Source organism: Streptomyces sp. NPDC060064 (assembly GCF_042736455.1).
Taxonomy (GTDB): domain Bacteria; phylum Actinomycetota; class Actinomycetes; order Streptomycetales; family Streptomycetaceae; genus Streptomyces.
On the sequence record NZ_JBHWWF010000006.1, the window covers coordinates 12752 to 34293 of the forward strand.

Consider the following 21542-nt stretch of genomic DNA (forward strand, 5'->3'; position numbering starts at 1 on the left):
CCGGCACGTCCGGTCCGCCTCTCGTCATCGTCATCGCCCGCTGACGGGCAGCGCCCGCCCCGGAGCGCCTTCGGCGCTCTCCCGTTGCGGCTCGGGATCTCCGTCCGGCAGGAAGACCGCCACCACCAGCGCGCCGATCAGTGCCACACCCGTCGAGACCATCGCCGTCAGATGCATCGCGTGCAGGAACGCCTCGTTCGCCGGGACGATCAGCGCCCTGCCCGCCGGGCCGAGTCTCTCCGCCGCCGCGAGCGTCGACTCGATCGATTCACCCGCGGCCTGGCGGGCGCCGCTCGGGACCACCGAGAGGTGCCCCTCGATCGCCCCCCGGTACTGCGTGGACAGCAGCGAACCGAGCACCGCGACACCCAGTGCCCCACCGACCTGGCGGAAGGTGTTGCTGACCGCCGAGCCGGACCCCGCCTTCTCGCGGGGCAGCGACTGCATCACCGAGACCGTCACCGGGGGCGTGATGAGCGCCATCGCCGTGCCCTGCACAAAGAGGACCACTTCGATGCCCCACACCGGGGTCGAGGCATCGAACATCACGAAAGCGCCCAGCACCATGGCGACCAGCAGCATGCCGACCGTGCACACCCTCCGCGCCCCGAACCGGTCGACGATCAGCCGTGCGCGCAGCGAGACGACCATCTGCGCCACGGCCAGCGGCAGAATGAGCAGGCCCGCTTGCAGCGGGCCGTAGCCGCGCACGCTCTGCAGATAGAACGCGGAGAAGAAGGTCACGCCCGTCAGCGCGAAGAAGACCAGCGCGATCGCGGTGACCGCCGCCGCGAAGGCCGGCCTCTTGAAGTACGTGATGTCGATGGCCGGATGGTCGCTGCGCCGCTCGTGGAGTACGAAGCAGACGAGTACCACCAGACCGCCCAGCATCGGCAGCAGCACGGACGGCGCCGAGAAGTCCGCCAGCTCGCCGCCGCGGATGATTCCGTACACCAGCAGGATCAGCCCGATGACGGACAACGCTACGCCGAGCGGGTCCATACGCCCGGGGTTCGGGTCTCTGGAGTCCGGCAGGAGCAGCGCCATCGCGATCAGCGCGACGACCACGACCGGCACGTTGATCAGGAAGATCGAGCCCCACCAGAAGCGCTCGATGAGCAGCCCGCCGGTGATCGGGCCGATGGCCATGCCGACGCCGACGCTGCCCGCCCAGATACCGATGGCCCTGGGCTGCTCGTGGCGCTCGAACACGTCCATCACCACGGCGAGGGTCGCCGGCATCACAAAGGCCCCGCCGAAGCCCATCACCGCGCGGTACGCGACCAGCTCGCCGGGCGAGCCGGAGAACGCCGCGAGGGCCGAGCCGACGCCGAAGACGGTGACGCCGAAGAGCAGCACCTTCTTGCGGCCGATGCGGTCGCCGAGGAGACCCGCGGTGAAGAGAAGTCCGGCGAAGACGAGCGTGTAGGAGTTGATCGCCCACTCCAGCTGGCTCTGGGTGGCGCCGATGCCGGTGGGCTCGGGACCGGCGATCGTCTTGACGGCCACGTTCAGGATCGAGTTGTCCAGCACGACGATGAGCAGGCTGAACATCAGGACCGTGAGGATCGCCCAGCGGCGGCGGTGGACGGCTTCGGGTATGCGGGGGGCGGCAGGTGTGCCGGACGCTGTCGACATGGACCTCAGCCTGGCTATTCCGATACGAGACCGTCTCGTATAGGAACACACTCTACCGAAGGGACGGGTCCCCTTCCGCCGGAGCGGCACGAGGTGCCACCATGTAGGGGATCCGGGGACGCCGTCAGGGCGCCTCGAGATGACGAAGGAGCCGTTGAGCCATGACGCTTCAGGCTGCCCCGAAGCCCTCCGACAGCAGCAAGGCGCTGTACGGCGGCAAGGGCACTCGCCGTATCACCGTCCACGACATCACCGCCGCCAAGGAGCGCGGTGAGAAGTGGCCCATGCTTACCGCCTATGACGCGATGACCGCGTCCGTCTTCGACGAGGCCGGTATTCCGGTCGTACTCGTCGGCGACTCCATGGGCAACTGCCATCTCGGCTACGAGACCACCGTGCCGGTCACGATGGACGAGATGACGCTGCTCTCCGCCGCCGTCGTACGGGGCACCAAGCGCGCCCTCGTCGTCGGCGACCTCCCCTTCGGCTCGTACCAGGAAGGCCCCGTCCAGGCCCTGCGCAATGCCACCCGGCTGGTCAAGGACGCGGGCGTCGGCGCGGTCAAGCTGGAGGGCGGCGAGCGCTCGCTCGGCCAGACCGAGCTGCTGGTCCAGGCCGGCATCCCGGTCATGTCGCACCTCGGCCTGACTCCGCAGTCCGTCAACACCATGGGCTACCGGGTGCAGGGCCGCGGCAACGAGGATGCGCACCGGCTGCTGCGCGACGCCAAGGCGGCACAGGACGCCGGCGCCTTCGCGGTCGTGCTGGAACTCGTACCGGCCGAGCTGGCCGCCGAGGTCACCCGCAGCCTGCAGATCCCGACCATCGGCATCGGCGCGGGACCCGACACGGACGCTCAGGTCCTCGTCTGGACCGATATGGCGGGCCTTACGGGCGGGAAGGTGCCGCGCTTCACCAAGCAGTACGCCAACCTCCGCCAGACGCTCGGCGACGCCGCCCGCGAGTTCGCCGCGGATGTCGTCGGCGGAGCGTTCCCGCAGGAGGAGCACACCTTCCACTGACCACCTCCGGTACAGACGACAGCCCGCCGATCATCCCCCGTCGGCGGGCTGTCGGCATGAGTGCCCCGGGGTGCCCCCGCGCGTCTGATCCCCCGCGCTCCGAACAGCCGCTCCGACCTGCCATTTCCGCGGCGTCGCCGACTTGTCGGCCATGTGTCGGCAGCTTGTCGGCGGCCTGTCGGCGAGGCCCGGCACTGTTGACGGCATGACGCGAATCGACAAGAACCCCAACGGCGGCACGGGCAACGCCGTCGAGGTGCGGGGGCTGGTCAAGCACTACGGCGAGACCAAAGCGCTGGACGGCGTGGACCTGGACGTCCGCGAAGGCACCGTCCTCGGTGTCCTCGGACCCAACGGCGCCGGCAAGACCACTCTCGTACGCTGCCTCTCCACGCTCGTCGCCCCGGACGCCGGCCATGCCACGGTCGCCGGCTTCGACGTGGTGAAGCAGCCCCGGCAGCTGCGCCGCACCATCGGCCTCACCGGCCAGTACGCCTCGGTCGACGAGAAGCTCTCCGGCTGGGAGAACCTCTACATGATCGGGCGGCTGCTCGATCTGTCCCGCAAGGACGCCCGCAGGCGTGCCGACGAGATGCTGGAGCGCTTCTCGCTCACCGAGGCCGCGAAGCGGCCCGCAGTGCAGTACTCCGGCGGTATGCGCCGCCGGCTCGACCTGGCCGCCTCGATGATCGGGCAGCCGGCCGTGCTCTATCTGGACGAGCCGACGACGGGCCTCGACCCCCGTACCCGTAACGAGGTCTGGGACGAGGTGCAGCGGATGGTCGCGGAGGGGGCGACCGTGCTGCTCACCACCCAGTACATGGAAGAGGCCGAGCAGCTCGCGAGCGAGCTCACGGTCATCGACCGCGGGCGGGTCATCGCCAACGGCAAGGTGGACGAGCTCAAGGCGAAGGTCGGCGGACGCACCCTGCAGATCCGGCCGACCGATCCGGCGCAACTGCCCGCGATGGCCCGTGCGCTGGGCGAGTCGGGACTCGACGGGATCGCCGGTGCGACGGTCGTGCCCGACGACGGTCTGCTGTACATACCGATCCTCAGCGATGAGCAACTGACCGCCGTGGTCGGTCTGTTGGGCTCGCGCGGCTTCGGCATCGCGCACATCGGCACCCATCTGCCCAGCCTGGACGAAGTGTTCCTGGCGATCACCGGCGAGAAGACGCCAGTGTCCGACGCGATTCCCGAGGAGGTCGCCGCATGAGTACGGCAACTGCCACCACCACCGCTCAGTCGCCCGCGCCCACCCCGGTGCGGAGCGCGCCGGCCGGCGAGGGCCGGATCGGCCTGCGGGCCAATCTCCGGCACATCGGCGCGCTGGTGCGCCGCAACGCCCTGCAGATCAAGCAGGACCCGGAGTCGATGTTCGACGCCGTACTGATGCCGATCGTCTTCACGCTGCTGTTCGTGTACGTCTTCGGCGGTGCGATCTCCGGCAAGGGCAACCAGCAGCAGTACGTCAACTACGTGATCCCCGGTCTGATGGCGATGCAGGGCATGAACATCGCCATGGCCGTGGGCACCGGCGTCAACGACGACTTCAAGAAGGGCGTGATGGACCGCTTCCGGTCCATGCCGATCGCCCGCTCCTCCGTCCTCATCGCGAAGATCGTGGTCGAGGTCGGCCGGATGCTGGTGGCCACGACCATTCTGCTCGGCATGGGCTTCCTGCTCGGGCTGCAGATCCACACCTCGGTCCTCGAACTGTTCGCGGCGGTCGGCCTGTCCATGGTCTTCGGCGCCTCGCTGATGTGGATCTTCATTCTGCTCGGTCTCACCATGAAGACGGCCCAGGCCGTCCAGGGAGTGGCCATGCTCGTCCTGATGCCTCTCCAGTTCGGCTCGTCGATCTTCGCCCCGCCGACCACGATGCCCGGCTGGCTGCAGAGCTTCACCGACTACAACCCGCTGTCCAACCTCGCGGACGCGGCCCGGAGTCTGATCAACGGCGGTCCGGTCGCCCACTCGGTGTGGATGACGCTCGGCTGGGCGGCGCTGATCACCATGGTCACGGCGCCGCTCGCGGTCGCCAAGTTCCGCAAGAAGACCTGATCCCGACGTGGGGTCACACGAGGGCGGCAGCCTCCTCGACGGTGAGGCTGCCGCCTCCGGCGTACGCGGCCTGATACGCCGCGTCCCCGAGGACGGCGCGCACGGCCGCCTCCGCAGCGGCCCGGTTCTCCCGCTCGTACTTGGGCGCGAAATGGCCCGGCGGCAGCAGTGCGTCGGACGCCCCGAGCATCCGGGCCGCGTCCCGCGCGCGCTCCGGTCGGCCCAGGACCAGCGCCCACGCGACGGTCACCATGTGCATCGAGGACATCTGCGGAACGACCATCAGGGTCAGCGGATCCTGCGCCTTGTCCAGCGCCGTGCGCGCCCTGTCCAGCGACAGCTCGTACTCGCCGTCGAGAAGGTCCAGCCAGGCCAGGAAGCCGGTCACCATGCCCTCGAAGATCGCGAGGGTTCTGGACCGGAACTGCACCATCAGCAGCTCGATCTCCGCGCGGGCCTCCGGGATGCGATCGGTGCGGCCCAGCCACAGGGCGAGGATCATCCGGGCCGCGGCCGACGACTCGTTGTTCGCGCCCCCCTGCTCGGCCAGCACCTCACGGACGAGGGCCTCGCCCCGCTCACCCTCCCCCATCTCCACAAGGACGCCGGCGAGACGGGAGCGCAGCACCGCCGTCTGGGCCTGGGCTCCGATCTGCTCCGCGTACCCGATGGCGGCCGTGAAGTCCTCGGCGGCGAGCGGGTACGCACCGCTGCGCTCCCGCGCCTCACCGCGCGCGGACAGAGCCTCGGCCGTGCCCCAGAGATCTCCGAGCCTGGTGAAGATCTCCAGGGCCTCGTCGGCGTCGCGGGACGCGTCGCCCGTCCACTCGCTGCGGTTGGCGAGGACATTGGCCCGTGCCTGGAGCGAGGCGGCGAGCTCCCACTCGTATCCGTACGCGCGGCAGGCCTCGATGGTCTCGTCGAGCAGATTCCTGAGCTGATCACCGTCCCCGGTCAGCAGAACGGCGAAGAACCAGAGCGAGCCCGGAGGCCGGCAGGTCTGCGGCAGCCCCGGCCGGTAGACCCGGGTGACCGCGCGCAGCCGGTCCAGCTTCTCCGGCGTGGCCCACTCGTCCATGTCGTAGTCCATGAAGACCATCCGGATCAGCGCGGCACCTCGCCGGGCCTCCTGGAGCAGCTCGGGCGACATGGGCGGCGGCGCGTCCGTGAACCGTTCGGTGATCGGCGGGGCGGGCTCGACGGGCTGCGCGAAGGGGTCGGGGCCGAGCTCGCCCGCGGCCGTGGCCCAGTGCCGGGCCTCGGTGCGCAGATCCCGCATCTGCCAGTACCAGGACAGACAGAGGATGAGGCAGAGCGCCTCGTGCTCGTCGCGGGCGGCGACGGCGCGGCGGAGCGCGGTGCGCAGATTCTCGTACTCGAGCTGGAACCGGTCGACGGCGGCGCGCTGCCCGTGGCCGCGCAGGAGGGGGTCGGTTCTGCGGGCGAACTCCCGGTAGTGGACGAGGTGCTGGTGCTCGACGGCGGGGCGCTCGCCGGCCTCGTCGAGGCGTTCGGCGGCGTACTCGCCGACGGTCTCCAGAAGCCGGTAACGCATCTCGCCGTCGGGGGCGGGCGCGGCGACGACGAGGGACTTGTCGATGAGTGAGCCGAGGGCGTCGGCGACGTCGAGCCCGCCCGGGTCGGCGCACACGGCCTCGGCGGCCGGGAGGTCGCTGCCGCCGGCGAACACCGACAACCGTCGCAGAACGGCGCGTTCGGGGTCCTCCAGGAGGTCCCAGGACCAGTCGACGACGGCGCGCAGGGTCTGCTGGCGCGGCAGTACGGTGCGGCTGCCGCTGGTCAGCAGGCGGAAGCGGTCGTCCAGGCGGTCGGCGATCTGGCGCGGGGTGAGCATCCGCAGCCGGGCGGCGGCGAGTTCGATGGCGAGCGGCAGTCCGTCGAGACGACGGCAGATCTCGGCGGCCGCGGCGGCGGTGGCCTCATCGGCGTCGATACGGAAACCGGGCCTGGCCGCCGCGCCCCGCTCGGCGAGCAGCCGCAGCGCCATCGGATCCGGCAGCGGATCGACCGGGCGCACCAACTCGCCCGGCACACCGAGCGGTTCCCGGCTGGTGGCCAGGACGGTAAGGCCGGGGCAGCTCTCCAGCAGCCGCTCGGCCAGGGTGGCCGCGGCGCCGATGACGTGCTCGCAGTTGTCGAGGAGCAGCAGCATGCGCCGACGTGAGCAGTGCTCTGCCAGCCGTACGAGGGCGTCGTCGGCGTATCCCTCGGCGGCCCGCATCTCCTCCGCGCGCGCGCCGCGCAGCACGGTCTCGCGGGCGCCGAGCGCGGTGAGGACGGCCTCGGGGACGGTCTCCGGATCGTCCACGGGCGCGAGTTCGGCGAGCCAGACCCCGTCGGGCCACGGGCTCCGCGCGTCGGCCGTGACCCGCTCGGCGGCCTCCTGCGAGAGCCGGGTCTTCCCGGCACCGCCGGGCCCGAGCAGGGTGACGAGGCGGGCGCGGCCGAGGTCTCCGTGGATGGTGTCGATATCGGCCTCGCGCCCGACGAAGGAGGTGAGCCGGGCACGCAGATTGCCGGGGCGGGCCTGCCCCCGCTCCAGGACCGTGCCCAAGGACGCGTCCTCGCGGAGCGGGGTCTCGGGCCGCGTCTGGAGCGGGGCCCGGCGCGGATCCCCCGTCCCCGGAAGGGGCAGGGCCGGGGAAGGACCGCGTCGCGAGCCCGTTCCGGTCCCGGCTTCGAAAAGATCCGGTCTCAGCAACTCCGCGTGCAGCGCCCGTAGTTCACGGCCCGGGTCCGCGCCCAGACTGTCGGCGAGATCCGCGCGTACCCCCTCGTACGCCGCCAGCGCCTCGGCCGCGCGGCCCGCGTCCCGCAGCGCCCGGATCCGCAGCGCCTGCAGCGGCTCGTCCATCGGATGGTCCTCGCACAGCGCGACCAGCTCCGGCAGCGCCTCCTCCGCCCGGCCCAGCGCGAGCGCGGCCGCCAGGCGTGAGCGGCGGGCGTCCAGTCGGCGGGCCTCCCAGCGCGCCGCCTCCGCCGTGCGGTCGGGCAGATCGGCGAGCACCGGCCCCTGCCAGAGCGCGAGCGCGTCGTCGAACAGCGCCGCGGCCTTCACCGCGTCGCCCTCGTCCAGCGCCCGCGCCCCCTCCCCCGCGAGACGGTCGAAACGGTGCAGGTCCACATCCTCGCCGTCCGCGCACAGCCGGTAGCCGCCGCCGTCCGCCGAGGCCACCGCGGCGTGCCCCAGCGCCCGCCGCAGCCGCCCGACGAGCGCCTGCACCGCGCCCACCGCGTCGGCCGGCGGGTCGCCGTCCCACACCTCGTCGACCAGAAGGCCGACGGGGACCGTACGCCCGGGCCGCAAGGCCAGCACGGTCAGTAGCGCACGCAGCCGCGCGCCACCGAGCGCGACGGGTGTGCCGTCGTCGTGAAGTGCCTGAGTGGTACCGAGAACCCGATAGTGCACCCGTCCATTGTCACCGGTGCGGAGCGGAGCCCGTACAGCAGGAACCCGGGCGCATGCGTGGGACGTTCTCCCCACGCCACCGGTACGGTCGACCCGCATGCCCGCCACGTCCCCTGGAGCCGCACCCATGACCACCGCCACCTCACGCCACAGCGACCGGCGGATCAGTCCCGTCTTCCTCGGGATCGTCGCCGTGATGGCGGTGACGGGCTGGGCGGTGTGGACGGACTTCGCGTCGAGCCCGGGTGTAGCCGTCTTCCTCTTCGTCACCTCGGCGTGGATCGTCTCGCTCTGTCTGCACGAGTACGCGCACGCCCGCACCGCGCTGCACGGCGGCGACATCACCATCGGCGCGAAGGGCTACTTGACCCTCAACCCGCTCAAGTACACGCACGCGTTGCTGAGCATCGTGCTGCCCGTACTGTTCGTGATCATGGGCGGTATCGGCCTCCCCGGCGGCGCCGTCTTCATCGAGCGGGGCCGGATCAAGGGACGTTGGAAGCACAGTGTGATCTCGGCGGCCGGACCCCTGACGAACGCGCTGTTCGCGATCGTGTGCACCGCGCCGTTCTGGCTGGGCGCGCTGGACGGGGTGCCGCTGGTCTTCCGGTTCGCGCTCGCGTTCCTCGCGCTGCTGCAGCTCACCGCCGCGATCCTGAACTTCCTGCCGGTGCCGGGCCTCGACGGCTACGGCGTGATCGAGCCGTGGCTCTCGTACAAGATCCGCCGCCAGGTCGAGCCGTACGCGCCCTTCGGGCTGCTCGCCGTCTTCGGCATCCTCTTCATCCCCGAGGTGAACCACGCGTTCTTCGACGCGATCGACGCGATCCTGCGGGGGCTGGGTGTCGGCCAGGCGGAGACGTACTGCGGTCAGGACTTCTACCGCTTCTGGAGCGAGCGGAACCCGGTCTGCGACTCGATCGCCAGTCAGTAGGCCGACCGCCGGTAGGTCAGTCAGTCGGCCGGCCTGGTCGGTCTGGTCGGTCGGCGGCAGCCCTACTCGCCGGCCCCGCGGGCGGCCTTCGCCCGGCGCAGGTAGTACCAGGCCATGTTCGAGGAGAGCCCGGCGAGCAGCACCCACACGATCCCGAGCCAGCTGCCCTGCACGAAGGACACCACGGCCGCGACAACGGCGAGGGCGCAGACGACGAGGGAGTACAGAGCGAGGCGGGGCATGGGGTACGGCTCCTGTCGGGGTGTTGTACGTCCCGACCAGTGTCCCCCATGCCCCGCCATGCCCGCCGACGCCTACACGTCGGTGACGCGCAGACCCGCGTGTGCCTTGTAGCGGCGGTTCACCGAGATCAGATTGGCGACCAGCGACTCCACCTGGTGGGCGCCTCGCAGCCGGCCCGCGAAGACTCCGCGCATGCCCGGGATACGGCCGGCCAGCGCCTGCACGATGTCGGTGTCGGCGCGCGCCTCGCCCAGCACCATCACATCGGTGTCGATCTCCTCGATCGACGCGTCCTGGAGCAGTACGGCGGACAGATGGTGGAAGGCCGCGGTGACCCGCGAGTCGGGCAGCAGGGCGGCGGCCTGCTCGGCGGCGCTGCCCTCCTCCGGCTTCAGCGCGTACGCGCCCTTCTTGTCGAAGCCGAGCGGGTTGACACAGTCGACGACGAGCTTGCCCGCGAGCTCCTTCTGCAGCGCCTCAAGAGTCTTGGCGTGCCCTTCCCACGGCACCGCCACGATCACGACATCGCTGCGCCGCGCGCACTCGGCGTTGTCGGCGCCCTCGATGCCGAGGCCGAGCTCCGTGGCCGCCGTCTCGGCGCGCTCCACGGCCCGGGACCCGATGATCACCTTCTGCCCGGCCCTGGCCAGCCGGTACGCGAGCCCGCGCCCCTGGTCGCCGGTGCCGCCGAGGACGCCGACGATCAGGCCGGATACGTCGGGGAGGTCCCAGGGGTCCTTGGCCGGGGCCTTCGCGGTGCCCGCACTGTCAGTAGAAGTCATGAGCCCGACTTTACTTGCCGGTATCGGCTCCCGATCGGGTGAGGCGGTGCCAACCGGGCCCCACCGGGCGCGGTCGTGGGGCAGGATGCCGGGGCATGGATGCCGTACGCGTCGCGCTGCTGCGCGAAGTCCTGGCGGGTACGCAGTGGCCGGCGGCGACCCGGAGGTTCGCCGGGGTGCTGCGGTCCTCCGTGGTGCCGCAGGGCGGCAGGCTGCTGCTGGTGGGAACCGAGGAGTACGAGCCGTGGCATCTGTCCGCGCATCTCGTGGACGAGGCCGCGTGGTCCGGGCAGCCGGAGCTGACACCGACGCTCGTACGGCACCGGGTGCGACCGGGTGACCCGGCGCAGCTGGCCGTCGGGCTCGGCAGGCTGGAGGCGGCGCGACGCGGCGAGACCCTGCTGGTGGTGGCGCCCGCACGGCCGGACGCCGGGCTGCTCGAGCGGGTGCACGATGCGCGGCGGGCCGGGGCGACGGTGCTGGCACTGGACGGCGGGGACCCGGAGGTGCACGGTCTCGCGCACGAGGCGCTGACGGTGACCGCGCAGGCCGACGAGGTCGACATCGACACCGTGCAGCACCTGGTCAGCGCGGCGACCGGGGAGAACAGCCTGCCCGCACAGCGCGGCCGGCGCCGGTTCCGGGACCGGCTCTCGCGCCTCGCCGACCAGCTGACCGCGCCGCCGCCGGCCCGCTGGTAGAGCCGGTACGCCGGAGCCGGTCGAAACCGGCCCGCTCCTCGAACACCGGAGGGGCTGAGGTCCTGCCCGTCCGGCGTTCGAGGACACGCCCGAACGGGCGTCCGGGGGCCTGCCCCGGTTCAGGGAAGGGGCGGGCAGGTGAAGCGGCGGGCAGGAAAAGCTCCGCAGGCAGCCCGCGCCACAGGGCCGGGCGCCCCTGCGCGGGTCGTCGCCGTACCGAACGGCCGGGTGCCCCTACGCGGGGTCGTCGCCGTATCGAACGGCGCCCCTAGGCGGGGTCGTCGCCGGACGGCGCGGACGTGTCGTGCCACCTCGGGTCGTTCTCCCACTCGAGATTGCGCTCCCGCGCGATCTCCATCGCGTGCTCCGCCTCCTCGCGGGAGGGGTACGGTCCGAAGCGGTCCTTCGCCGGACACTCCGGGCCCTCTTCGACCTTCTTGTGCTCCAGGCAGTAGTACCACTCGCCCGGCTTTCCGACCGTGCGCTTCTTGAACAGGGCCATCGTCGGCTCCTTCCTATGGGGCCATGCTGCCCCATCGCCCCTGGTTAGACTCGCTGGCATGTCTGGCCAGTCGCTGCTCGTACCAGGGGAGCTCTCTCCCACCCGCTCCGTTCCCGGAAACATCCGGCGCCCCGAGTACGTCGGGAAGCCCGCGCCGACGCCGTACACCGGGCCGGAGGTCCAGGACTCCGACACCGTCGAGCGGATGCGCGTCGCGGGTCGCATCGCCGCGCAGGCGATGGAGGAGGCCGCCAAGCACATCTCGCCCGGCGTGACCACGGACGAACTGGACCGGGTCGCGCACGAGTTCATGTGCGACCACGGCGCCTACCCCTCCACGCTCGGCTACCGCGGCTTCCCCAAGTCGCTCTGTTCCTCGCTGAACGAGGTGATCTGTCACGGGATCCCGGACTCCACCGTGCTGCGCGACGGCGACATCGTGAACCTCGACGTCACCGCGTACATCAACGGCGTGCACGGCGACAACAACGCCACCTACCTCTGCGGCGACGTCGACGAGGAGTCGCGGCTGCTGGTGGAGCGGACCCGGGAGTCCCTCAACCGCGCCATCAAGGCGGTCAAGCCGGGGCGCCAGGTCAATGTCATCGGCCGGGTCATCGAGTCGTACGCCAAGCGCTTCGGCTACGGCGTCGTCCGTGACTTCACCGGGCACGGGATCAACTCGTCCTTCCACTCCGGGCTGATCATCCCGCACTACGACGCCGCGCACGCGACGACCGTCATCCAGCCCGGGATGACCTTCACGATCGAGCCGATGCTCACGCTCGGCACGCACGAGTACGACATGTGGGACGACGGCTGGACCGTGGTGACGAAGGACCGCAAGCGCACGGCGCAGTTCGAGCACACGCTGGTGGTGACGGAGAGCGGGGCCGAAATCCTCACCTTGCCGTGATCGCTGCGAGGCGTAGGGTTTTTACCGACAGGACGTCGGGAACGCATTGGCTCAGGTAAGCCTGAGCAGGAAGACCGGTGCCGGCAGTCGCGCCTTGCCGTCATCGCCTCCTTTCCCGTCCCCATCGGTCCCTGGAGGCCCGCCTTGGACGCCACCGCCACCGGCTCCGGTACGCCCTTCTCGACGCTCATCCGTGTCGCCTCGCACGAGCAGCACACCCAGGCGGAGACTTCGGCCTTCATGAGTGATCTGCTCGGCGGCCGGCTGAGCGTGGCCGCGTACGCGCGCTACACCGAGCAGCTGTGGTTCGTGTACCGGACGCTGGAGGAAGCGGCGGGGTCGCTGAAGGACGACGCGGTCGCCGGGCCGTTCATCCGGCCGGAGCTGATGCGCACCGCGGAGCTGGAGCGCGACCTGGCGCATCTGCGGGGCGCCGACTGGCGCGAGGGGCTCGCGCCGCTGCCCGCCACCGCCGCGTATGCCGCGCGGATCGCGGAGTGCGCGCGGAGCTGGCCCCCCGGGTATGTCGCGCACCACTACACCCGCTACCTCGGGGACCTCTCCGGCGGCCAGATCATCCGCGACAGGGCGGAGAAGACGTGGGGCTTCGCACGCAAGGGCGACGGCGTGCGGTTCTACGTCTTCGAGGAGATCGCCAACCCGGCGGAGTTCAAACGGGGTTACCGCGAGCTGCTGGACGCGGTGGACGCGGACGATCTGGAGAAGCAGCGGATCATCGACGAGTGCAAGCGGGCGTTCGACTTCAATGGGGCGGTGTTCCGGGAGCTGGGAGCGGAGTTCCCGCTCAGCGCATAGCAGGAGCGGGCACGGCCAGGCGTACGCGCCCGCCGATCTCGATCGTGTCGTCGGGGCCGGGGGCGGTCAGGATCTGCGATCCCCGGCCCTGGGTGATGTTCAGCGCCCGGCCGAGCCGGTCGGTGAGCAGCAGGGCGGCGGCCCCGGTCGCCTCGTCCTCGTCGATGCCGTCGTCACGGCCGGGGAACGCCCGCGCCCGTACCCGGCCCGCGGCCTCGTCCTCCCACCCCCAGGCGTAGACCCACTCCCCGGGCGGCGGCACCTCCAGTGCCTCGACCTCGGCAGCCGATCCGTACTGTCGCAGCGTGCGCGGCGGCGCCCACTCGGCGCGCGCGGTGATCCACGTGAACTCCCCGTCCTGCCGGACCCACACCTCACCGGCGGGCGGATTGACGACCTCGAGGTCCAGCAGCCAGGCGGCACCGACGAGGGGATGCCCGGCGAACGGCAGCCGGAGGCTTGGGGTGTAGATGTCGACGACACCGCGCTCGGGGTCGTCGACGAAGACGGTCTCACTGAAGCCGAGTTCGGCGGCGAGTGCCTGCCGGGACGTCTGGTCGGGGTAACGGCGGGGGTCGCGTACGACACCGAGCGTGTTGCCGTGGCGGCCGTCGGCGCGGCAGAACACATGGAGCACGTCGAGGACGTCGAGTTCATTCACTCCGGCATTCAAGCATCAGAGCCTCCCGGACGGCCGCGATTGCCCCGCCGGGCCCGCTGAGTTCCCCCTCGGCGGGCCCACCGTCGAAATCGCGCCTCTTGGTCATTACTTGACCCTTCCGTGCCGCCACCGTGAGCACCTCGTGACCCCGCCGTGTCTCTCCGCGTACATGAGAGCTGAATCACTGGACGGGTGGGTATCGGTCAGGTAAGCCTCGGTTAAGTTAGGTCCGCCTCACCCTGAGTTCCAAGCCAGTCCCACCCCCCGCACCGCCCCCGTACCCCCTTCCATCGTGGAGCCCGCATGCGACCCGTCCGTCTCTCCGTCGTCACCGCCGCCGCGACCGTGGCAGCTCTGACCGCCGTCACGGGCTGCGCCGAGAAGAGCGATGCCAAGGGCGGCGACGGCGCCGTCCAGGTCACCGCGAAGGACGACTCCTGCGAGGTGTCGAAGAAGGAGTTCCCGGCCGGGCATGTCCAGCTCGCCGTCGAGAACAAGGGCTCCAAGGTCACCGAGGTCTACGTCCTCTTCCCGGACGGCCGCATCGTCGCCGAGCGCGAGAACATCGGCCCCGGCACCAAGGCGAACATCACCGCCGAAGTGAAGGCCGGTGACTACGAGATCGCCTGCAAGCCCGGCATGAAGGGCGACGGCATCCGCCAGAAGGTCGCCGCCACCGGCGACGGCAAGGCCGCCAAGCGCAGCCCGCAGATGGACGCCGCCGTCTCCGCGTACCGTCAGTACGTGCAGCAGCAGGCCGACGAGACGCTGCCCAAGGTGAAGGTCTTCACCGACGCGGTCAAGGCCGGCGACATCGAGGCCGCCAAGAAGGCCTACGCCGACTCCCGCATCGGCTGGGAGCGCACCGAGCCGGTGGCCGAGTCCTTCGGCGACATCGACCCGAAGGTCGACCTGCGTGAGGACGGCCTGGACAAGGGCCAGAAGTGGACCGGCTGGCACACGCTGGAGAAGGCGCTGTGGCAGACCAAGAAGCTCGGCCCCGCGGAGAAGGCCCTCGCTGAGACCCTCACCAAGGACCTGGCCGGCTGGCAGAAGAAGGTCGGCCAGGCGGAGATCACCCCCACCTCCATGGCCAACGGCGCCAAGGAGCTGCTGGACGAGGTCGCCACCGGCAAGGTCACCGGTGAGGAGGAGCGCTACAGCCACACCGACCTGGTCGACTTCAAGGCCAACGTCGAAGGTGCGCAGAAGTCCTTCGAACTGCTGAAGCCGGTCGCCACCAAGAACGACCCGAAGCTCGTCGCCGAGCTGGACAAGCAGTTCGCGACGCTGAACGCGCTGCTCGACAAGTACCGCAAGGACACCACCTCGTACGAGTTCACCTCCTACGACAAGGTCGGCAAGGACCAGCGCAAGGAGCTCAGCGACGGCGTCAACGCGCTCGCCGAGCCGCTGTCCAAGCTCGGCGCCGCGGTTGCGAAGTAACGGGGGGATCGACATGTCCGAGAAGAACATAGAGACCGACGAGACCACGAACACCACGGAGACCACGGAGACCGGCGGCCAGTCCCAGGCCCCGTCCCGTCGTTCGGTGCTCGGCTGGGGCGGTGCGGGCCTCGCGCTCGGCGCCGCCGCGGCCGGCGGCGCCGTTGCCCTGACCGGCGGGGACACGACCGAGCCCGCCGCCTCGGCCGGCGCGGCCGTGCCCTTCCACGGTGCGCACCAGGCCGGCATCGCCAGCGCCGTGCAGGACCGGCTGCACTTCGCGGCCTTCGACGTGAAGACGAAGGACCGCGCCGAGCTGGTCCAGCTGCTCAAGGACTGGACGCGGGCCGCGGAGCGGATGACGGCCGGGCAGGCAGTCGGCGAAGGCGCGTTCGGCGGTCTCGCCGAGTCGCCGCCGGACGACACCGGCGAGGCGCTCGGCCTCAAGCCGTCCCGGCTCACGCTCACCATCGGCTTCGGCCCCTCCCTGTTCGCCAAGGGCCGCTTCGGCCTTGAGGGCAAGCGCCCGGCGGCCCTGGTGGAGCTGCCGACGTTCCCCGGCGACAACCTCGACCCGGCGCGCAGCGACGGCGATCTGTGTGTGCAGGCCTGCGCGGACGACCCGCAGGTCGCGGTGCACGCGATCCGCAACCTCGCCCGCATCGGCTTCGGCAAGGTCGCGGTCCGCTGGTCGCAGCTGGGCTTCGGCAAGACCTCGTCGACGACGCCCGACGCGCAGACCCCGCGCAACATGATGGGCTTCAAGGACGGCACCCGGAACATCGCCGGCACGGACACGGCCGCACTCGACCAGCATGTCTGGGTCGCCGAGAAGGAGGGCTCGGGCTGGCTGACCGGCGGCTCGTATCTCGTCGCGCGCCGGATCCGGATGAACATCGAGACCTGGGACCGTACTCCGCTCAGCGAGCAGGAGGACATCTTCGGCCGCGACAAGGGCGAGGGCGCGCCGGTCGGCAAGGCCAAGGAGCGCGACGAGCCGTTCCTGAAGGCGATGCTGCCGACCGCGCATGTACGGCTCGCGCACCCGGACACCAACGGCGGTGCGAGGATCCTGCGCCGCGGCTACTCCTTCACCGACGGCACGGACGGTCTGGGCCGGCTGGACGCGGGGCTGTTCTTCCTCGCGTACCAGCGCGACGTGCACAAGGGGTTCATTCCGGTTCAGCGCTCGCTGGCGGCCAGCGACGACCTCAACGAGTACATCCAGCACGTGGGTTCGGCGCTGTTCGCCGTCCCGCCGGGCGTCCGGGACAAGGACGACTGGTGGGGCCGGGCGCTGTTCTCCTGACCAGAAGGGACCCGACGTGTTCGGCAATTATCTGATCGGCCTGCGCGAGGGCCTCGAGGCCAGCCTCGTCGTCTGCATCCTGATCGCGTATCTGGTCAAGACCGGGCGACGCGACGCGCTGCGTCCGGTCTGGATCGGCATCGGGGTCGCGGTCGCCATCTCGCTGGGCTTCGGCTTCGCGCTCGAATTCGGCTCGCAGGAGCTGACGTTCGAGGCGCAGGAGCTGCTCGGCGGCTCGCTGTCGATCCTCGCGGTCGGCCTGGTGACCTGGATGGTCTTCTGGATGCGGCGCACCGCGCGGCATCTGAAGTCCGAGCTGCACGGCAAGCTGGACGCCGCGCTGCAGATGGGCACGGGCGCGCTGGTCGCCACCGCGATCCTGGCGGTGGGTCGCGAGGGTCTGGAGACGGCGCTGTTCGTGTGGGCCTCGGTACGGGCCAGCAGCGACGGCTCGTCCGGGCCGCTGATCGGTGTGCTGCTCGGTATCGCCACCGCGATGGTGCTGGGCTGGCTGTTCTACCGGGGCGCACTGCGGATCAATCTGGCGAAGTTCTTCAAGTGGACCGGCCTCATGCTGGTGATCGTGGCGGCGGGCGTCCTTGCGTACGGCGTTCATGACCTGCAGGAGGCGCGCTTCCTCGGCGGTCTGGCGAACAAGGCCTTCGACATCAGCGCGACGATCCCGCCGGACAGCTGGTACGGCACGCTGCTGAAGGGCGTCTTCAACTTCCAGCCCGACCCGACTGTCATCCAGGTCACGGTGTGGGCGCTGTATTTGATCCCGACACTCGGGCTGTTCCTCGCCCCGGTAGGGTTCGGACGGTCAGTGGGGGTCAAAGAGCAGAAGGCAACCGATGAGAAGGCTGGATCGGGCGGCGGCGAGGCTCGCGGCGATGACGGTGCTGTCCCTGACGGCGAGCGGGTGCGTGACGGTGCACGGGGAACGGGAAGTCGTTCCGTCGGCGACAAAAGCTGAGGCCACACAGGCGCTCAAGGATTTCGCCGAGGCGTACAACGCGGCCGACAAGGCCTATGACCCGGCCCTCGACGCGGGCCGGGTCACCGGTGCGCTCGGTGCGATCAACCAGGCCGGGCTGAAGGCGCGCAGCGTCAACTACCCGGACGGCAATCCGCAGCACGTACCGCTGGAGCTGACGGACGCCAAGTACACCATCCCGAAGAAGGCCGGCTGGCCGCGCTGGTTCGTCGCCGATGTCGACTCCAACCGCGACCGGGACACCGGCAATCAGGACAACCGCTGGGTGCTGGTCTTCGTACGCAGCGACCCGGACCAGGTGTGGCAGGCGGCGTATCTGACGATCCTCTCCCCCAGCAGGATTCCGGCGTTCAAGACCGACAAGGACGGCTGGGCCGAGCCCGTCGCCCCGGACAGCGCGGCGCTGGCCGTCGCTCCCCGCAATCTGAGCGAGGAGTACGCCTCGTACATGCAGAACGGGAAGCCGGAGCACTTCAAGGACGGGCCGCACACCTCGGGCTGGCGCGATTCCCGCAAGAAGGACGCGAATCTGCCGGGGATGTCCACGCAGTACATCGACCAGTCGCTGGACAGTGACGACTTCGCGCCGCTCGGGCTCACCACCGAGGACGGCGGCGCGCTGGTCTTCTTCTCGGTGCGCAACTACGAGCGGCAGACGGCCGCGAAGGGGCTGCGGCTGAAGGTCCACCCGGATGTCAAGGCGCTGCTGACGGGTGACGTGAAGTCCACGGTCACCAAGGAGCGGGTCTCCAGCCAGGCGGTGGTGGTGCCGCCGGGCGGCGGCGCGAACGCCGGGAAGGTCGATGTGCTGGGCCGGTTGACGGGACTGACGGCGGCCAAGGGCTCATAGCGGCACGTGAGTTGACCGTAACCGGGGCTCCGCGTACGCCCTTCGGGCGTGTCCTCAATCGCCGGACGGGCTCACATGTTCTGCCCGTCCGGCGGAAACTCAAGGCTCGCCGGTGATTGAGGCGCCGGGTCCGGGGCGGAGCCCGGTTCGGGAAGGCCTAGCGGCTCTGCGGCCACGCCACCTCGTGGCGGTCCACGCCCTCCACCCCGCCCGCCCACTTCGCGCACGCATCCGTCAGCGTCTCCAGCAGCGTCAGCGGATCCGGCAGCGGATGCTCCAGCCCACGCAGCCAGCGCACCTCAAGATCGCCGGGGAGCCGCGCGGGCGGTACGAGGACGTAGCTGCCGCGGCAGTGCCAGCGCAGCCCGGGGTGCTCGTCCATCGTCTCGGGGTGGCAGTCCAGCTCGCAGGGCCACCACTCGTCCTCGTCCTCGGGGGTGCCGCGAGTGGCGGTGAAGAACAGCATCCGGTCGTCGCCGGACTCGGCCACCGGGCCGACCTCGATGTTCAGCTCGAGCAGCCGCGCGAGGGCGCTGCGGCCGGCTTCCATCGGGACGTCGAGGACGTCGTGGACCATGCCGGTCGCGGTGATGAAGTTGGCCTGCGGCTGGCCGAGGGCCCAGCGCCCGATCTGGCCGGGGTCGGTCGTGGACTGCGTCTGCCAGGCGAAGGAGACCGGGTGCCTGCCCGGGGTGGGGCAGCCGATTCGCTCGCAGGAACATCGGTAGGCGACGGGGTACGCGGCGGGTGCGAGTGGCAGTCCCGCGGCAGCGGCGGCCAGCAGCAGGGTCTCGCGGCGGGAGTCCTCGGCGTCAGTGTTCTTCGGGCGCCGGCGCAGCCACTGGGGCAGCCTGCTCTCCCGGGAGAGCCTGTTCTCCGTGCCGCGGTAGCGGCCGATACCGTCGCCCATCTATCCCCTCACACCTCACGCTCGCCCTTCGCGGACTCTGCCATGGTCCCACCATCCTGCTCCTCGGGTGGACACAGTCCCCAACCGGGGTAGCGGTCGGTACCTTCCCGTGTACGCCCCGGGCTGAATGGCCACAGGGGGACGGGGGCCTTGGAGGCGACCGGTGGAAGATCGTCTGCTTGGACGATGAACCACCCGATCGGTTCACAGCGCGCGGGCTTCGCAGGCCGCACCATGGGCTCACGCAGACCGTGCCTCTTGCCGTACGTGAGGAGCCTTCATTGCGCTCAACTCCCACCCGTCGCCCGACCGCCGCCCCTCACCGAGACGCTTCGCGCCGCCCTTCTGGTCGTCAAGCCTCGCCACGCCGCTATCTGATGTGTCCGCCGGCCCATTTCCGGGTCACCTACTCCATCAACCCCTGGATGGATCCCGCGAAACCGGTGGATCTGCCGCTCGCCCTCACCCAGTGGGAGGACCTGCGCGACCGCTACCGCTCGCTCGGCCACACCGTCGAGCTGCTCGATCCGCGGGCCGGACTGCCCGACATGGTCTTCGCGGCGAACGGCGCCACCGTCATCGACGGCCGTGTGCTCGGCGCCCGGTTCGCGCATCCGGAGCGCGCCGCCGAGGCCGAGGTCCATCTCGACTGGTTCCGCGCCCACGGCTTCACCGAGATCCACGAGCCGGTGCACATCAACGAGGGCGAGGGCGACTTCGCCGTCACCGCCTCCTACCTGCTGGCCGGGCGCGGCTTCCGGTCCAGCCCGCTCTCGCACGACGAGGCGCAGGAGTTCTTCGGCCGGCCGGTCATCGGCCTGGACCTGGTGGACCCCCGCTACTACCACCTGGACACCGCGCTGAGCGTGCTGGACGACGCGGCCGACGAGATCATGTACTACCCCGGCGCGTTCTCCGCGGGCAGTCGCTCCGTACTGGCCCGGCTCTTCCCCGACGCGCTGATCGCCGAGGAGCCGGCCGCGTCGGCGCTCGGTCTGAACGCGGTGAGCGACGGCCGCCATGTGCTGCTGCCGCAGGCCGCGGTCGGGCTCTTCGAGCCGCTGCGGGAGCGGGGGTTCGAGCCGATCGGCATGGACCTCGGTGAGCTGCTCAAGGGCGGCGGCAGCGTGAAGTGCTGCACTCAGGAGCTACGCGTCTGACGCGTCGTGGGTGCTGTGGGGCGGCGGCCACTCGTCGCCCCATGCCACATCGCGCGCCGCGCGGTACAGCGCGCCATGGCGCTTGGTGACCGTCTCACGGCGCAGCTCCTCCGCCTCGGTGCACAGCTCGAGCAGGACCAGACCCTTGCGGATCTGGGGCTTGCGGGTGACTCGTGCGGGCGCCGGCGCGGCCGGGAAGCGCACCGCCGCGACATAGCTGAACTTCTCGTCCTCGTACGGCAGTGAGCCGCCCTTCACCTGGCGGTGCAGCGAGGAGCGGCTGACCCGCGCGGCGAAATGGCACCAGTCCGAGCCACCCGCCTCATTGAGCGCGGTGATCGGGCAGGCGGCGCTGTGCGGGCAGGGCGCGGCGATCCTGAGGCCGGCCTCGATCAGGCGGTCGCGGGCCTCGATGATCCGGGCGTAGCCGTCCGGCGTGCCCGGCTCGACGATCACGACGGCCTGGGCCGCGCGGGCGGCCTCGGTGACGACGGCAGCCCGGTCCTTGGCGGTGAGCTCCTTGAGCACATAGGAGACCGTGACGAGATCAGTGCTCTCGATACGGAGCGCCGCGCTGATCCGCGAGCGCTGCCACTCGGCGGCACGCAGGGCGGGCACTCCGGACGCGGCGGCCAGTTCGCGGCCCAGCTCGAGCGCGGGCTCGGCCCAGTCGAGCACGGTGGTGCGCGGGCCGTCCTCCTCCCAGGCCTCGGCGACGGCCCAGCTCGCCGCTCCCGTCCCGCCGCCGATATCGGTGTGCGTCGACGGGGACCAGTCGGGTGCCGCGGCGCGCAGAGCGGCGAGCGCGGACCGTACGGCCTCGAAGGTCGCGGGCATCCGGTACGCGGCGTATGCGGCGACATCGGAACGGTCGCGGAGCACAGGAGCGTCGGTCGGGGTGGTCCCCCGGTAGTTGACGATCAGCCGCTCGACGGCCTGCGCCGCCTGCGTGGGCGGCAGTCCGTCCAGCAGCCCGGCGAGGGCACTGCGCAGGACTTCCGCGGTGGGGAGGGTGGCGTTCACCGACAGATTCTAGGCATGTCGGCCGTGTCGGCGGCCCTTCACGCTGTCGTCCCCGGCGGTACGGAACCGGGACGGAACGGCGACAGTATCGAACTGCTGGCAGTGCAACGGCAGTTGCTACGCTGACGGCCGTCG

Annotated in this window: 20 protein-coding genes; 12 read left to right on the plus strand and 8 right to left on the minus strand. The window is 70.8% G+C overall.

What is annotated here, in order from left to right:
• Nucleotides 1-30 precede the first annotated feature (30 nt).
• Entirely contained in the window at nucleotides 31-1638 is a 1608-nt protein-coding gene (locus tag ACFWDI_RS09610) for a DHA2 family efflux MFS transporter permease subunit (RefSeq protein WP_385302502.1), read from the minus strand.
• A 161-nt stretch (nucleotides 1639-1799) separates the two neighbouring features.
• Between ACFWDI_RS09610 and panB the strand changes: the two genes are divergently transcribed.
• From panB to ACFWDI_RS09625, 3 genes are all read left to right on the plus strand, one after another.
• On the plus strand, nucleotides 1800-2660 hold the full coding sequence (gene panB, locus ACFWDI_RS09615) for a 3-methyl-2-oxobutanoate hydroxymethyltransferase (RefSeq protein WP_385302504.1): 861 nt from the start codon (nucleotides 1800-1802) through the stop codon (nucleotides 2658-2660).
• Between the two features lie 205 nt (nucleotides 2661-2865).
• The gene (locus ACFWDI_RS09620) at nucleotides 2866-3879 is read left to right on the plus strand and encodes an ATP-binding cassette domain-containing protein (RefSeq protein ID WP_385302506.1); all 1014 of its coding nucleotides are present in this window, start codon (nucleotides 2866-2868) and stop codon (nucleotides 3877-3879) included.
• The gene (locus ACFWDI_RS09625) at nucleotides 3876-4727 is read left to right on the plus strand and encodes an ABC transporter permease (RefSeq protein ID WP_385302508.1); all 852 of its coding nucleotides are present in this window, start codon (nucleotides 3876-3878) and stop codon (nucleotides 4725-4727) included. The genes ACFWDI_RS09620 and ACFWDI_RS09625 overlap by 4 nt, the downstream gene beginning before the upstream one ends.
• A 13-nt stretch (nucleotides 4728-4740) precedes the next feature.
• On the opposite strand, the gene ACFWDI_RS09630 is transcribed toward ACFWDI_RS09625, so the two are convergent.
• On the minus strand, nucleotides 4741-8157 hold the full coding sequence (locus ACFWDI_RS09630) for a BTAD domain-containing putative transcriptional regulator (protein WP_385302510.1): 3417 nt from the start codon (nucleotides 8155-8157) through the stop codon (nucleotides 4741-4743).
• Nucleotides 8158-8284: 127 nt separating this feature from the next.
• On the opposite strand from ACFWDI_RS09630, the gene ACFWDI_RS09635 reads away from it, so the two are divergent.
• Nucleotides 8285-9091, plus strand: a complete 807-nt coding sequence (locus ACFWDI_RS09635; protein WP_385302512.1) for a site-2 protease family protein — start codon at nucleotides 8285-8287, stop codon at nucleotides 9089-9091.
• Nucleotides 9092-9153: 62 nt separating this feature from the next.
• Here the strand turns inward: ACFWDI_RS09635 and ACFWDI_RS09640 are convergent, their stop codons facing one another.
• Nucleotides 9154-9333 (minus strand): hypothetical protein, encoded by a 180-nt coding sequence (locus ACFWDI_RS09640; RefSeq protein ID WP_362675891.1) that lies wholly within the window; start codon nucleotides 9331-9333, stop codon nucleotides 9154-9156.
• A gap of 72 nt (nucleotides 9334-9405) precedes the next feature.
• The gene (npdG, locus tag ACFWDI_RS09645; RefSeq protein WP_362675894.1) at nucleotides 9406-10116 is read right to left on the minus strand and encodes an NADPH-dependent F420 reductase; all 711 of its coding nucleotides are present in this window, start codon (nucleotides 10114-10116) and stop codon (nucleotides 9406-9408) included.
• 95 nt (nucleotides 10117-10211) lie between these two features.
• On the opposite strand from npdG, the gene ACFWDI_RS09650 reads away from it, so the two are divergent.
• Complete coding sequence (locus ACFWDI_RS09650; RefSeq protein ID WP_327323227.1) at nucleotides 10212-10817, plus strand: hypothetical protein; 606 nt, start codon at nucleotides 10212-10214, stop codon at nucleotides 10815-10817.
• 268 nt (nucleotides 10818-11085) lie between these two features.
• Here the strand turns inward: ACFWDI_RS09650 and ACFWDI_RS09655 are convergent, their stop codons facing one another.
• A complete protein-coding gene (locus tag ACFWDI_RS09655; RefSeq protein ID WP_385302513.1) occupies nucleotides 11086-11319 on the minus strand; it encodes a hypothetical protein in 234 nt (77 codons plus the stop codon).
• Between the two features lie 58 nt (nucleotides 11320-11377).
• Here ACFWDI_RS09655 and map point away from each other — a divergent pair, with 58 nt between their 5' ends.
• On the plus strand, nucleotides 11378-12235 hold the full coding sequence (gene map, locus ACFWDI_RS09660; RefSeq protein WP_385302515.1) for a type I methionyl aminopeptidase: 858 nt from the start codon (nucleotides 11378-11380) through the stop codon (nucleotides 12233-12235).
• Between the two features lie 144 nt (nucleotides 12236-12379).
• Entirely contained in the window at nucleotides 12380-13051 is a 672-nt protein-coding gene (locus tag ACFWDI_RS09665; RefSeq protein WP_385302516.1) for a heme oxygenase (biliverdin-producing), read from the plus strand.
• On the opposite strand, the gene ACFWDI_RS09670 is transcribed toward ACFWDI_RS09665, so the two are convergent.
• Complete coding sequence (locus ACFWDI_RS09670) at nucleotides 13041-13712, minus strand: PhzF family phenazine biosynthesis protein (protein WP_385302518.1); 672 nt, start codon at nucleotides 13710-13712, stop codon at nucleotides 13041-13043. The two genes, ACFWDI_RS09665 and ACFWDI_RS09670, sit on opposite strands and share 11 nt — an antisense overlap.
• 303 nt (nucleotides 13713-14015) lie before the next feature.
• On the opposite strand from ACFWDI_RS09670, the gene efeO reads away from it, so the two are divergent.
• The 4 genes from efeO to ACFWDI_RS09690 are packed head-to-tail and all read left to right on the plus strand — an operon-like array spanning nucleotide 14016 to nucleotide 18314.
• On the plus strand, nucleotides 14016-15158 hold the full coding sequence (gene efeO / locus ACFWDI_RS09675; protein ID WP_385302519.1) for an iron uptake system protein EfeO: 1143 nt from the start codon (nucleotides 14016-14018) through the stop codon (nucleotides 15156-15158).
• Between the two features lie 13 nt (nucleotides 15159-15171).
• Nucleotides 15172-16467 (plus strand): iron uptake transporter deferrochelatase/peroxidase subunit, encoded by a 1296-nt coding sequence (gene efeB, locus ACFWDI_RS09680; RefSeq protein WP_385302521.1) that lies wholly within the window; start codon nucleotides 15172-15174, stop codon nucleotides 16465-16467.
• A gap of 16 nt (nucleotides 16468-16483) precedes the next feature.
• Nucleotides 16484-17443, plus strand: coding sequence for an iron uptake transporter permease EfeU (efeU, locus tag ACFWDI_RS09685; RefSeq protein WP_385302523.1), 960 nt, complete (start codon nucleotides 16484-16486; stop codon nucleotides 17441-17443).
• Complete coding sequence (locus ACFWDI_RS09690; RefSeq protein ID WP_385302884.1) at nucleotides 17361-18314, plus strand: hypothetical protein; 954 nt, start codon at nucleotides 17361-17363, stop codon at nucleotides 18312-18314. The genes efeU and ACFWDI_RS09690 overlap by 83 nt, the downstream gene beginning before the upstream one ends.
• A gap of 157 nt (nucleotides 18315-18471) precedes the next feature.
• On the opposite strand, the gene ACFWDI_RS09695 is transcribed toward ACFWDI_RS09690, so the two are convergent.
• Nucleotides 18472-19224: a bifunctional DNA primase/polymerase gene (locus tag ACFWDI_RS09695; protein WP_362675916.1), complete on the minus strand. Its 753-nt coding sequence runs from the start codon at nucleotides 19222-19224 to the stop codon at nucleotides 18472-18474.
• Nucleotides 19225-19505: 281 nt separating this feature from the next.
• Between ACFWDI_RS09695 and ddaH the strand changes: the two genes are divergently transcribed.
• On the plus strand, nucleotides 19506-20384 hold the full coding sequence (gene ddaH, locus ACFWDI_RS09700) for a dimethylargininase (RefSeq protein ID WP_385302524.1): 879 nt from the start codon (nucleotides 19506-19508) through the stop codon (nucleotides 20382-20384).
• On the opposite strand, the gene ACFWDI_RS09705 is transcribed toward ddaH, so the two are convergent.
• Nucleotides 20373-21407, minus strand: coding sequence for a small ribosomal subunit Rsm22 family protein (locus ACFWDI_RS09705; protein WP_385302527.1), 1035 nt, complete (start codon nucleotides 21405-21407; stop codon nucleotides 20373-20375). The genes ddaH and ACFWDI_RS09705 overlap by 12 nt on opposite strands.
• Nucleotides 21408-21542 lie beyond the last annotated feature (135 nt).

What these genes read in the sequence shown, in the direction of transcription:
- ACFWDI_RS09610 (WP_385302502.1), bottom strand. Translation starts at nt 1,638, where the DNA reads ATGTCGACAGCGTCCGGCACACCTGCCGCCCCCCGCATACCCGAAGCC.
- panB (WP_385302504.1), top strand. Translation starts at nt 1,800, where the DNA reads ATGACGCTTCAGGCTGCCCCGAAGCCCTCCGACAGCAGCAAGGCGCTG.
- ACFWDI_RS09620 (WP_385302506.1), top strand. Translation starts at nt 2,866, where the DNA reads ATGACGCGAATCGACAAGAACCCCAACGGCGGCACGGGCAACGCCGTC.
- ACFWDI_RS09625 (WP_385302508.1), top strand. Translation starts at nt 3,876, where the DNA reads ATGAGTACGGCAACTGCCACCACCACCGCTCAGTCGCCCGCGCCCACC.
- ACFWDI_RS09635 (WP_385302512.1), top strand. Translation starts at nt 8,285, where the DNA reads ATGACCACCGCCACCTCACGCCACAGCGACCGGCGGATCAGTCCCGTC.
- ACFWDI_RS09640 (WP_362675891.1), bottom strand. Translation starts at nt 9,333, where the DNA reads ATGCCCCGCCTCGCTCTGTACTCCCTCGTCGTCTGCGCCCTCGCCGTT.
- npdG (WP_362675894.1), bottom strand. Translation starts at nt 10,116, where the DNA reads ATGACTTCTACTGACAGTGCGGGCACCGCGAAGGCCCCGGCCAAGGAC.
- ACFWDI_RS09650 (WP_327323227.1), top strand. Translation starts at nt 10,212, where the DNA reads ATGGATGCCGTACGCGTCGCGCTGCTGCGCGAAGTCCTGGCGGGTACG.
- ACFWDI_RS09655 (WP_385302513.1), bottom strand. Translation starts at nt 11,319, where the DNA reads ATGGCCCTGTTCAAGAAGCGCACGGTCGGAAAGCCGGGCGAGTGGTAC.
- map (WP_385302515.1), top strand. Translation starts at nt 11,378, where the DNA reads ATGTCTGGCCAGTCGCTGCTCGTACCAGGGGAGCTCTCTCCCACCCGC.
- efeO (WP_385302519.1), top strand. Translation starts at nt 14,016, where the DNA reads ATGCGACCCGTCCGTCTCTCCGTCGTCACCGCCGCCGCGACCGTGGCA.
- efeB (WP_385302521.1), top strand. Translation starts at nt 15,172, where the DNA reads ATGTCCGAGAAGAACATAGAGACCGACGAGACCACGAACACCACGGAG.
- ACFWDI_RS09690 (WP_385302884.1), top strand. Translation starts at nt 17,361, where the DNA reads ATGACGGTGCTGTCCCTGACGGCGAGCGGGTGCGTGACGGTGCACGGG.
- ACFWDI_RS09695 (WP_362675916.1), bottom strand. Translation starts at nt 19,224, where the DNA reads ATGGGCGACGGTATCGGCCGCTACCGCGGCACGGAGAACAGGCTCTCC.